At 63.4% G+C, this 13,031-nt stretch carries 5 protein-coding genes; 2 read left to right on the top strand and 3 right to left on the bottom strand.

The window, feature by feature from the left end; all coding sequences use genetic code 11:
* Positions 1–8: 8 nt before the first annotated feature.
* The 3 genes from pflA to FDG13_RS11165 form a co-directional block, all read right to left on the bottom strand.
* Positions 9–812: a pyruvate formate-lyase-activating protein gene (gene pflA / locus FDG13_RS11175; protein ID WP_218942699.1), complete on the bottom strand. Its 804-nt coding sequence runs from the start codon at positions 810–812 to the stop codon at positions 9–11.
* A 12-nt stretch (positions 813–824) separates the two neighbouring features.
* Positions 825–3,068 (bottom strand): formate C-acetyltransferase, encoded by a 2,244-nt coding sequence (pflB, locus tag FDG13_RS11170; protein WP_180127666.1) that lies wholly within the window; start codon positions 3,066–3,068, stop codon positions 825–827.
* A gap of 414 nt (positions 3,069–3,482) precedes the next feature.
* Entirely contained in the window at positions 3,483–4,007 is a 525-nt protein-coding gene (locus tag FDG13_RS11165) for a hypothetical protein (protein ID WP_180127664.1), read from the bottom strand.
* Positions 4,008–4,330: 323 nt separating this feature from the next.
* Between FDG13_RS11165 and FDG13_RS11160 the strand changes: the two genes are divergently transcribed.
* Together FDG13_RS11160 and FDG13_RS11155 are read left to right on the top strand one after the other, a co-directional pair.
* Entirely contained in the window at positions 4,331–4,573 is a 243-nt protein-coding gene (locus FDG13_RS11160; protein WP_180127662.1) for a hypothetical protein, read from the top strand.
* Positions 4,574–4,582: 9 nt separating this feature from the next.
* Positions 4,583–12,949, top strand: coding sequence for a GH36-type glycosyl hydrolase domain-containing protein (locus tag FDG13_RS11155; RefSeq protein ID WP_180127659.1), 8,367 nt, complete (start codon positions 4,583–4,585; stop codon positions 12,947–12,949).
* Positions 12,950–13,031 lie beyond the last annotated feature (82 nt).

Here is a 13,031-nt window from a genome sequence, read left to right as displayed (position 1 = left end):
CTATCTTTCTAGACGTCCACCGTCAAGTTGTACTTGCGAAAAGTTTCCACCACCTGTTGCACCTGAGCGGCGCTGGGTGATGGTGTGTCCTTGAGCTCGTAGTCAAAACCCATACGCTCCCATTTGTACTCACCCATCTTGTGAAACGGCAGGATTTCCACCTTTTCGATGTTGGTCATGGGCGCCAAAAACTGGGCCAGGCCTTCCACATTGGCGGCCGAGTCGGTGACACCGGGCACCAGCACAAAGCGGATCCAGGTCTTCTTGTTGATGCTTTGCAAATACTCGGCAAAACGCAGCGAGGGTTCACGTGGCACACCGGTCAGCCGGGTGTGGGTGTCGGGATCAAAAGCCTTGATGCACAACATCACCAGGTCCACATATTGCACCACGTCAGCTGCCACCGTCTGGTGGGCAAAGCCCGAGGTGTCCAGGGTGGTGTGGATGCCCAACTCCTGGCAGCGGCGAAACACCTCGCGCGTGAAGTCGCGCTGGATCAGCGGCTCACCCCCGGTGAGGGTGACCCCACCGCCGGTGAACTTCATGTAAGAGCGGTACTTGGTGATCTCTGACATCAGCGCATCCACGCTGATTTCCCGCCCGTCACGCAGGGCCTGGGTGTCCGGGTTGTGGCAGTACAGGCAGCGCAGCGGGCAGCCCTGCGTGAACACCACAAATCGGATGCCCGGGCCGTCCACCATGCCACCACTCTCCAAAGAGTGGATGCGGCCGGTGAGCGGCGTGGATTCGGATGGCGCCAAGACATTGGTCGCCATCCTGGCCCGCATGTCGGCCAGATGGTGCGTCGACATCAACCGCCCCGCTTAAATGCGCTCGTGCAGGGTGCGGTTGATCACATCCAACTGCTGTTCACGCGTGAGCTTGATGAAGTTGACCGCGTAGCCCGAGATCCGGATGGTGAGCTGCGGGTACTTCTCAGGGTGCTCCATCGCGTCCTTGAGTGTCTCCACATTGAACACGTTGACGTTGATGTGGTGGCCGCCATCGGTGAAGTAGGCGTCCAAAATGCCACACAGGTTGTCCACGCGCTCCTTGTCCACCTTACCCAGCGCTTTGGGCACGATCGAGAAGGTGTACGAAATGCCGTCAGCTGCGTATTCGTAGGGCAGCTTGGCCACCGAGGCCATCGAAGCCACCGCGCCGTTGTGATCCCGCCCGTGCATCGGGTTGGCACCCGGTGCAAACGGTTCACCGGCCTTGCGACCGTCTGGCGTGTTGCCAGTGGCTTTACCGTACACCACGTTGGAGGTGATGGTCAGGATCGACTGGGTCGGCTTGGCGTTGCGGTAGCAATCGTGTTTGCGGATTTCGGTCATGAAACGGGTCATGATGTCCACCGCAATCTGGTCCACACGGTCGTCGTTGTTGCCGTACTGCGGGTACTCGCCTTCAATCTCGTAATCCACGGCCAGACCGGCTTCGTTGCGGATGATCTTGACCTTGGCGTATTTCATCGCCGAGAACGAGTCCGCCACCACCGACAGACCGGCCATGCCGCAGGCCATGGTGCGCAAGATGTCGCGGTCATGCAGCGCCATCTCCAGGCGTTCGTAGCAATACTTGTCATGCATGTAGTGGATGACGTTGAGCGTGTTGACGTACAGGCGAGCCAGCCATTTCATGAACTGCTCGTAGCGGTACATCACCTCGTCGTAGTCCAGGTAGTCGCCGGTGATCGGTGAGAACGGTGGGCCAACTTGTTCGCCAGATTTTTCGTCAATACCGCCGTTGATCGCGTACAACATGCACTTGGCCAGGTTGGCGCGGGCACCAAAGAACTGCATCTGTTTGCCAATCGTCATGGCCGAGACGCAGCAGGCGATGCCGTAATCGTCGGTGTAGAGCGGGCGCATCAGATCGTCGTTTTCGTACTGCAACGAGCTGGTGTCGATCGACACCTTGGCGCAGTACTTCTTGAAGTTGGCCGGCAGGCGCTCGGACCACAACACCGTCAGGTTCGGCTCGGGCGCGGCACCCAGGTTGTACAGGGTGTGCAGGAAGCGGTAGCTGGTCTTGGTGACCATCGGGATACCGGCTTGCGACATACCACCCAGGGCTTCGGTGACCCAGGTTGGGTCGCCCGAGAACAGCGCGTTGTATGCTGGCGGACGCAGGAAACGCACCATGCGCAATTTCATGACGAAATGGTCGATCAGCTCCTGTGCGGCCGACTCGGTGAGTTCACCGTTGACCAGATCACGCTGGATGTAGATGTCCAGGAAGGTCGAGACCCGGCCCAGCGACATGGCGGCACCGTCTTGTTCCTTGATCGCGCCCAGGTAGGCGAAATAGGTCCACTGGATGGCTTCTTTGCCGTTGCGGGCGGGCTGGCTGATGTCAAAACCGTAGCTCTTGGCCATGGTGATGAGTTCTTTCAGCGCGCGGATCTGCTCGGCGGTTTCTTCACGCTTCTGGATCGTGTCGCTGTCCATCACGTCAAAGTCGAGCGAGGTCAGTTGGGCCTGTTTGTCTTCAATCAGGCGGTCCACCCCGTACAAGGCCACGCGGCGGTAGTCACCAATGATGCGGCCACGGCCATAAGCATCGGGCAAGCCGGTGATGATGCCGGAGCTGCGCACCGCCATCATTTTCTTGGTGTAAGCGTCAAACACGCCGTCGTTGTGGGTCTTGCGGTATTTGAAAACACGTGCGGTTTCGGGGTCCATCTCGCGGCCATAAGCCTTGAGGGCGCTTTGCACCGTGCGGATGCCGCCAAACGGCATGATGGCGCGCTTCAGCGGCGCATCAGTCTGCAGACCCACAATCTGTTCCAGACCTTTGTTGATGTAACCCGGGCCGGAGGCGTCAATGCCTGCGATCACCTTGGTTTCCACGTCCAGAATACCCTTCTGGATCTCTTCCTTCATCAATTCCTTGACCTGGCCCCAGAGTTCGTCGGTGCGTGGTGTGGTGGGCGCCAGGAAAGCGCTGTCGCCGGTGTAGGGCGTGAAGTTGTCCTGAATGAAGTCGCGCACATTGATTTCACGCGTCCATTTGCCCTGTTTGAAGCCGTCCCAAGCAGACAAGTTTTTGTCTGGGGTGCTCATTGCCAACTCTTTATCCACTGAACCCATCGTTAACTCCTTTTCAAGAAATTGAAGGTGTGAGATATCTGCCCGGCCACGAGAGCCCTGGGTGCTCCGCCTGAGCTGGCTGCTCGGCACGCGGAAAAAGACTGTATCACCGGGAGATCCAACGGCGTATTGATTTCACCGTATGAAGTTTATTGTCGCTTAATGGAAGTTTTACACAAGCCACCCCAAGCCGCCAAACCCAGTTTCACTTGATCAGGATCAATAATAATTAAAAAATAATGAACGAAAAATGAACAACTTGGCAGCTTCACGTCGTCCCGCCTGCCAAGTCAGGCCTGCCGCACAGCATCAGCCGCCCTATGCTGTCATAGATAGAAGGCATTTTGGCCTCAATCCCTTATGAAATATGGGTGTATTTCTATCTATTCAGTAGCGTGCCAGGCGTTGCGCGGTGGGCAAGAACTGCTCGGCACGGGCGGCGGTGAGCACCTCGGCCGGCGCGTCTGCCAGCCGGTCTGCGGGTGTGGTGTCTGCCAGCCAGTGGTTGGGCAGGGCAAACCAGTTGGCCAGCTGCCAGTTGTCATACACCCCCACCAGCTCCGACAACACCTCGGCCAAACCCTGCTGGCGGCTCATGTCGGCACGTTGAAATTGGAACACTGGCAGCCAGATGCGCGACAGCCACTCAAAACTCACCACCTGGCGCTGGGCGATCCAATGCGCCAGGGTGCGCACATCGGTGCCGCTGTGCGGTCTGCAGCGGGCAGCCACATCCGGCGCACGTAGCAAACCACCGCTGTGACGATAGGCTTTGAGCATGGTCATGAACTGCTGGTCAGACGCCGTCGGCAAGTCCAGCGCCGGCGCCACGGGCATGCTGCCTGAAACCAGTCGCGGCAGCCTGTGCTGCGCCAACGGTGCCTGGGTTGCGACCTTGTTCAATTCAGTCATGCTGTTCTCCGGTAGAAGATCATGACCTTAGAGACCTGGTGTTGGGAGGTCTGTACGCTGGATAACACAGGCGCTGCAGCGCTTGAATATGCTCCCATAAACATAGCAACAAGCCCTTTTTTCAAAAGGGCCATCTGCCAATCTGTTACATACTCTCTGAACACCATCCAGCGGTGTCCGGCACCCCCAGGTGCACCAGTGTTCGGCAGCGCACAGACCCAAGCCGCAGCGCTGGGCACACTGCAGCCCAAGACCTCCCAAGCCCTTGACGGCGCGCCCCAGCGGCACGTCGTCATCCGTCAAACATAACCCAGGGCCCGACCATGATCCACTTCACTTACCCAGCCCAAGGCTGGAGCACCGCTTCCAACGGCCTCGTCGCAGACACCTCTCCGGGTGAACTGGAGGCGCTGGGCGAACACCTGGACAGCTGCAAAAACAAACACCGGCATTTGCTCAGCCTGCACTGTGCCGCACAGAAGTTGCGTGGTTTCATGGCGGCACGTTTTGTCACCACAGTGGTGGTGGTCGTCGTCTTTCTGGGCGTGAACATCTGGTTGTTCTAGGCGCGCGCCATGGTGCGCAACACCTTGCCCACGCTGCTGCCGGGCGCGCCAGCGGCGCTGTGCCAATTGCTCGACAGCGCCAACGGGCCGATCCAGGTCCCGATCCGCTCCGAGATCTTTGGCCCGCAGCGATTTGCCCAGCATGGCCGCAGCTTGGCCGAAACCCACCGCGCGGCACGCGCCACTGCCGGTGCCGCGCGGTTTTTCCCGCGTATCCAGGACAATGTCAGTGCGCTGCGCGAAGCCCACCAGTACCTCGGGACACTAGCCAGCACCGGGTATGACATCAGCCCGGCCGCCGAATGGTTGCTGGACAACTTTCACCTGGTCGAAGCCCAGATCAAGGAGATCCGCGAAGGTCTGCCGCGCAGCTACTACCGCGAGCTACCGCTGCTGCAGGACGAGCCGCTGGCCGGCCTGCCCCGCATCTATGGCGTGGCCTGGGCTTTTGTGGCCCACACCGATGGCGCCTTTGACGAGTCCCTGCTGGTCGAATACCTGTGCGCCTACGAAGAGGTGCGCCAGCTCAACCTGAGCGAGATGTGGGCACTGCCCACCACCTTGCGGGTGGTGCTGCTGGAAAACCTGCGCCGTCTGGCCGAGAGCATTGCCACCCACAAGGCCGCGCGCGAAGCCGCCAACCTGTGTTTTGATGCCATCGACACCCTGTCTGTGGAGGCCCTCAATGAGGTGCTGGCCCAGCTCAACACACGTGGTGTGGGGCGGGTGTTTTTGCTGCAGATGGCACAACGCCTGCAAGACCAGCGCATTGGCCGCCTTGGCAACGAGCAGGCCAGCGTGCAAGCATGGCTCAACAACGCCCTGCCCGACCTGGCCAGCCTGCAAGCCCAGCAAGCGGCCGACCAGGCCGCCGACAACCTGAGTGTCAGCAACGCCATCACCTCGCTACGCGCGATTGGTGACGCCGACTGGCCCGACATCATTGCCCGCACCAGCGCACTGATGCGCCTGATGCTGACACAGCCGGTGTTTGCCTTGGAGGACAACACCACCCGCGACCAGAGTCTGCACGCGGTGGAGAAACTGGCGCGGCGCAGCGGCAAGAGCGAAGTGCAGGTAGCACAACAGCTGCTGGACCAGATGGCCAGCGCGGGCGACCTGCACCAGCCCGGCGAGGTGGCCATGCACTGGCTGGTGGGCACTGGCCAACCCCAGCTGCTGCAAGCCCTGGGGCTAGGCGACTGGCGCGCCCGGGCCTGGCTGTTGGTGACACGCCACCTGGCGCTGCCGCTGTACCTGGGCACCCTGCTACTGGTGCTGGGTGGGTTGCTGTGGCTGCTGTTACGCCACCACCTGAGCGCCCCCGACTGGGGCTTGCTGCTGCTGGCGCTGCTGGCCTTGTTTCCCGCGTCCGAGGCGGTGGTGGCGGTTATCAACCGGCTGATCAGCGAGCTGGTGCGCCCGCAACACCTGCCTCGCCTGGCGCTCGTTGACGGCATACCCGCAGCGCACCGGGTGCTGGTGGTGATTCCGGGCATGCTCAGCGGCCCGGCTGCGGCCCAGGAGCTTGCACACCGGTTGCACCTGCATTACCTGGCCAACCCCGAAGCACAAGCGCAGTTTGCGCTGCTGACCGACTGGCTCGATGCCGACAGCGTACACACCGCCGCGGATGGCGACAACCTGGCCAGCGCGCTGGCACAGATCCAGGCACTCAACACCCGCCACCCGCCCGATGCGAATGGCACTGGTGCGCCGCGTTTTATCCTGTTACACCGCGAACGCCACTACAGCCAGACCGAACAGCGCTGGATTGGCTGGGAGCGCAAACGTGGCAAGCTGGAGCTGCTGATCAGCGCGCTGGCCACCGGTGATGCGGCTGCGTTTCTGGACCTGGGCGACAGCTCGCGCCTGGCGACCGGTGTGGCGTATGTGCTCACGCTCGACAGCGACACCCAGTTGCCACCGGGTCGCCTGCGTGAGCTGGTGGGGGTGGCAGCCCACCCGCACAACCAGCCGCAGCTCGATGCCAGCGGCCAGCGGGTGGTGTCGGGCTACGGCATCTTGCAGCCGCGTGTGGCGACACCGTTGCCCGATCTCAGCGAATTCACGCGTTACCACTGGTTATTTGCCGGCCAATGTGGCATGGACCCGTACAGCGCGGCCAGCTCCGAGGTCTACCAGGACGTGTTTTCCGAGGGCACCTTCACCGGCAAGGGCCTGTTGCATGTCCACGCGGTGCACGCGGTGCTGGCGAGCCGCCTGCCCGAGGGCCAGGTGCTCAGCCATGATTTGATCGAAGGCTCGATCGCCCGCTGCGCCGCGGTGACCGACATCTCGGTGATTGAAGACGCGCCCTTCCATGCCGACGTGGCCGCCTCGCGGGTGAACCGCTGGACCCGCGGCGACTGGCAGCTGCTGCCGATCATGCTGCGGCCCGGGCGTTATGGCCTGCGGCCGATCCACCTCTGGAAAATGACCGACAACCTGCGCCGTTCTCTGGTGGCGCCGATGTCACTCGGGCTGTTGCTGCTCTCGCTGGCGGGCTTTGGCCTGTCGCCCTGGGTGGCGCTGTTGCTGGTGCTGGCGGCGTTTTCCGCCGGGCCACTGATGGGCGCCCTGGCGGGGCTGTCACCGAGCCGCGACGACATTGCCAAACGGCACTTTTACCGCGAGGCTCTGATTGACCTGGCGCGTGCGCTGCTCAGCGGCCTGTGGCTGCTTGCCGAGCTGTTGCAGCAGGCACTGGCCAGCCTGGACGCGATAAGCCGGGCGCTCTACCGCACCCTGGTGAGCCGACGCCATTTGTTGCAGTGGACCACTGCGGCCTCAGCCCAGGCCCAGGCCAAGTCGACCCTGGTCGATGTGACACGCCAGCATTGGCGTGAGCCGCTGGTCGCGGTTGTGCTGCTGTTGATGCTTCTTTTAGGTCCCCAGCCCTTATCCGTATTGGGCATCGTGCTATGTATTTTGTGGGGCGCTGCACCGCTGTGGACCTGGTGGGTGAGCCGGGTGAGCCCACTGCTCAAAGAAGAACAACTGCCGCCAGCCGACCAGACCTACCTGCACGGTGTGGCGCGCGACACCTGGCGCTTGTTTGAGCGCTGTGTCGGCCCGCAAGACCACCACCTGCCACCCGACAACCTGCAGGTGCTGCCACACGACCTGGTGGCACACCGCACCTCACCGACCAACATCGGCATGTACCTGCTGAGCACCGCCTGCGCCCGCCAATTTGGCTGGATCGGCACCCAGGAGCTGCTGAGCCGACTGGACGCCACCCTGGCCACCCTGCAAGGCATGGAGCGTTACCAGGGCCATTTCATGAACTGGTACGACACCCAGACTGCCCTGCCCATGTTGCCGATGTATGTCTCCACGGTGGACAGTGGCAACCTGTGTGGCCACCTGCTGGCAGTGGCGCAAGCCTGCCTGGAATTTGCAGAAGCCCCAGACGACGCCACTGCGAGCCAGGTGGCGTTGCAGGCCGCCCGGGCCCGGATCAAACCGCTGATAAAACAGCGCATGCAGTTGTCGACCAGCGCACGTGACGAACTCAAATGGTTGCTGGCCGACCACCGGGCCACCCGAGACTCGGCCCGGCTCGACGCCCTGGCGCAAGACCCCGAGCACACCCGCCAACGTCTGCTGGCCATGGCCCACAGCCTCAAAACCCTGGCCTGGCAGGCGGATTTCCGCTTTTTGTATTCCGGCAAACGCCACCTGCTGCACATTGGTTACCGCGTGGCCGAGCACCAGCTTGACACCAGTTTTTACGACCTGCTGGCGTCCGAGTCACGCCTGACCAGCCTGCTCGGTGTGGCCCGGGGCGATTTGCCGGTGCGGCATTGGGCGCACCTGGGGCGCACCTTTTTTGCGCGTGGCGCCAACGCTGGCCTGCGCTCCTGGACCGGCTCGATGTTCGAGTACCTGATGCCCAGCCTGGTGCTCAAGGAACCGCGTGGCAGTGTGCTGTTGGCCGCCTGCCACACCGCACTGCATGAACAAATGGCTTTTGCCAAAACGCTGGGGCTGCCCTGGGGCGTGTCCGAGTCGGCTTATGCCGCCAGCGACTACACCCTGGCCTACCAGTACGCACCGCAAGGTGTGCCCCGGCTCGCGCTGCGTCGTACCCCGCCCGACGAGCTGGTGGTGGCGCCCTATGCCACCGCGCTGGCCACCATGCTGGCGCCCCATCTGGCGCGCGAAAACTTCGCCACGCTGGAACAGTTGGGTGCCCGTGGCCGCTACGGCTTCATCGAGGCGCTGGACTACACGGTGGCGCGGCGCGTGGGTGACGAGCCCTTTGTGCCGGTGGCCACCTTCATGGCGCACCACCAGGGCATGAGCATCGTCGCGCTGGCCAATGTCTTGTTGCAGGGAGCCGCGCAGCGCTGGGGCATGGCCAACGCCCACCTGCAGGCGGTGTCTTCCCTCTTGCACGAGCGTATTCCGCGTGAAATCTCTGGTCTGTACGCGCCACCGGCCAACCTGCGCCGCCAGGCGCAACGCCGCCTCAGCCAGGGCCTGCTGCGCGAGGTCTTGCCCGGCAGCAGCGCGGTGGAGCCGACCCAGCTGTTGTCCAACGGTCGCTACAGTGTGTTGCTGCGCGCCAATGGCGCGGGCAGCAGCCGCTTTGAACAGATTGGCATCAACCGCAGCCGCGATGACGCGCTGCGCGATGACCGGGGCAGCTTTTTTTACCTGCGCCGGGGGCCCAAAACACCGCTGTATTCACTCACCCAGCATCCGGCACCCGACCCGGCGGCGCACTACAGCAGCGCCTTCCACGCCGACCGCATGTGTTTTGACAGCGACTGGGACGACCTGCAGGCCCACATGACGGTCTGGGTCAGCCCCGAGGACGACATCGAGTTCCGCCAGGTGGAGTTGCACAACCTCGGTGATGTGCCGCTGGACATCGAGTTGCTGTCGGCGTTTGAGGTGGCGCTCTCGGACGCGCGTGCCGACGAGGCGCACCCTGCCTTCAGCAACCTGTTTGTCAGCGCCCAATGGGTGGCCTCACACCAGGCACTGTTGCTGGAGCGCAAACCGCGCCTGGCCACCGAGCAGGGCCTGCGTTTGGCGCATTTCCTCACCGACAGCAGCGCCCCGCTGCGCCAGGTGCGTTTCAGCACCAGCCGCCAGAGCTGGCAGGGCCGCAACCGCGCCAGTTGCCAGCCGCAGGCCAAACTGGCGTTGGCACCGGGTGGCGCCAGCGAGCAGGTGATTGCGCTGGACACCGGGCTGGACCCGGTGTGTGCGCTGTCGGCCCGCTTGTTCATTGCGCCGGGTGCCAAGGCGCGGCTGACCTTTGCCACCGCCGTCTCCAACAACCCCGATACGCTGCGTGCGGTGATCGACAAATACCGCCAGAGCAGCAACGTGCAGCGTGCCTCGCTGATGTCGGCCACCCTGGCGGGCATACGGCTGCGCAGCCTGCGCATCAGTGCCGAGAACTTCAGCACCCTGCAGACCCTGACCAGCCTGCTGGTGCTGAGCCAGCGCCGACCCCACGCCCGCGCCGTGCGCCCGCTCAGCGCCACCACCGAGGTGTGTGACCGCCGATTGCTGTGGCGCTTTGACGTCTCGGGCGACCGCCCGATCATCTTGGTGCTGGTCAGCGTGGTGCCGGGTTTGGGCCTGATCCGCTCCCTGGTGCAGTTGCTGAGCCTGTGGTTGTGGGGCAATGTGGCCTGCGACCTGGTGGTAATCAATGCCGAACCGGCCTCCTACCTGATGCCGCTGGACCACGAGCTCGCCGCACTGCGTGACCGCTTTGCCGCTGACGCCAGTGCCAAGACCGGGCCTGTCAGCACCCGTTTGCACTTGTTGCGCGCTGACGACCTGAGCCACGCCGAACTCAACACCTTGCACAGCCTGGCGCGCTGGGTGGTACGTGCCGATGGCCGCCCGCTGATCCACCACATGCAGGACTGGCTGGCGCTGCAAGAGGCCGCGTTAACGCGTCGGCAGCAAACCGCCACCACCGCCCTGGCGCTGAGCCCACCCGCCAGCGCCGAGCCCAGCGTCGGGGTGTTCGCACCAACTTCGGGCGAGTTCAGCTTTGCGGTGTCGGCGCAGCTGCGCCCGCCCAAACCCTGGATCAATGTGCTGGCCAACCCCGACTTTGGTGCCCACCTGTCCGAGGCCGGAGGTGGCTACACGTGGGCCCTGAACAGCCGACTCAACCAGCTCACCGGCTGGTCCAACGACGCCTTGTCGGACCCGCCCTCGGAGTGGTTTTTGCTGCAGAACAGCCACACCCGCGAACTCTGGTCGGTGTCTCCCGGCGCCGGTGTGAACCCGGGCTTGAGTTACCGCGTCACCCACGGCCAAGGTTTCACCCGCATAGAGCACCAACAAGGTGAGCTCAAAGTCACGGCCACCTGGTGTGTGGATGCCGACACCTCGGTCAAACAGGTGCAGATCAGCCTGCACAACCACGGCAACAAAACCCTGCAGCTGCGCCTGATTGGTCTGGTCGAATGGCTGATGGGTGCCAACCGCAGCGACCGCAGTACCGTGCGCAGCAGCCTGCTGCGCCACAACGGCCACACGGCCCTGCTGGCCACACAACGCGAATGCTCGGCCGGGTTTGGCCAGGGCACCGCCTTTTTGAGCCTGGGCCACAGCACTGCCGCCAGCGAGGACTGGACCTGTGACCGCAGCGAATTTTTTGACGCCCGTGGTCGCCTGGTGGTGCCCGACTTTCTGGGCCAAGGCTGTGGCGACGGGCTGGACCCGTGTGCGGCGTTGTCCACCCATGTCAGCCTGCAGGCCGGGCAGTCCAGCCAATGCAGTTTTCTGCTCGGTTTTGCGCCCAGCGCAGAGCAGATCGGCCCGCTGCTGGACCAGGCGCTGGCCACACCGGCCAATGAGCGGCTGGTGCAAGTGCGTGCGGGCTGGGACAACCTGCTGGGTGCCACCACGGTCAGCACCCCGGACCCGTTGCTCGATGCGCTTGTGAACCGCTGGCTGCTGTACCAGGCCGTGTCGTGCCGCTTGTGGGCCAAATCGGGCTTTTACCAGGCCGGTGGCGCCACCGGTTTTCGTGACCAACTGCAAGATGTCATGGCGCTGGCCTGGGCCGCGCCAAAGATGCTGCGAGCGCAAATTGTGTTGCATGCCTCGCGCCAGTTTGTGCAGGGCGACGTGCAGCACTGGTGGCACGCACCCACCGGGGTGGGTGTGCGCACCCATTTCTCGGACGACCGGCTGTGGCTGGTGCTGGCCTGTTGCCACTACCTACAGGCCACAGGCGACAACACTTTGCTCGATGAGCAGGTGGCATTTTTGGAAGGTATGGCCATCCCGGCCGGGGCCGAGGATGCGTATTACCAGCCCACGGTGAGCAGCCAGACAGCCTCGGTGTATGAACACGCGGCACGCGCCATTGACCGCAGCCTGACGCTGGGCAGTCACGGCCTGCCGCTGATGGGCAGCGGTGACTGGAACGACGGCATGAACCGGGTGGGCATCGAGGGCCGGGGTGAGTCGGTCTGGCTGGGCTGGTTTGTCTGCCGCCTGATCAGCGACTTTGCACCGCTGGCGCAGGCACGTGGTGACACCCAGCGGGCCGCACGCTGGCTGGTGGTGGCGCAGACCATCCAGACGGCACTGACCAGCACCGCCTGGGACGGTGCCTGGTTCAAACGTGCCTTCTTTGACGACGGCCAACCGCTGGGCTCGCAGACTAACAGCCAGGGCCGCATCGACCTGATTGCCCAGGCCTGGTCGGTGCTGTCGCACGCCGCCCCCGCAGCACTGGCACAACAAGCCATGGCCGCGGTGGAAACCCATCTGGTGGACCCGGACGCCGGTCTGATCAAGCTGCTGGACCCGCCTCTCACCGACGCACAACCGAGTGCGGGCTACATCCAGGCTTACCCACCGGGTGTGCGCGAAAACGGTGGCCAATACAACCATGCCGGCATCTGGGCGCTCATGGCGCAGGCACAAAGTGAGGCTGGGGGTGATGCCGCCTACCGCTATTTCACCTACCTGAGCCCGGCCCACCGCAGCAGCCACCCCACACGTGGGCCGGTGTATGGCCTGGAGCCCTATGTGATGGCGGCCGATGTCTACAGCCAGCCGCCCTACGTGGGCCAAGGTGGCTGGAGCTGGTACACCGGTGCGGCGGCCTGGATGCACCGCGCCGTGATCGAGTCGATGTTTGGCCTGAGCCAAGGCGCCCACACACTGAGCCTGACACCACAGCTGCCCAGCCACTGGCCACAGGCCGAGATCACGCTGGTGCGTGACGCGCGCCGCATGCGTTTTGTGCTGATGCGCACCACACCTGAGGCTGCCCAACAGGCGGCCACAGAGTGGGGAGCGAGCCTGCTGGCGCCCGGCCAAAAAGTGTTTTGGCAGGAATTGCCCGCCCAGTCCTGCTTTGTCCTGGCTTTGTGAGCCTTTGGGTGCGCCAGCGCACAGACGCACCCTGTCCCCAACTTTTACAGTTCAGACATCAACTGGGGGGAACCCGGTTAGT

It is taken from the genome of Rhodoferax sp. BLA1 (assembly GCF_013416775.1).
Taxonomy (GTDB): domain Bacteria; phylum Pseudomonadota; class Gammaproteobacteria; order Burkholderiales; family Burkholderiaceae_C; genus Rhodoferax.
This window is presented reverse-complemented; position numbering and strand designations above follow the sequence as displayed.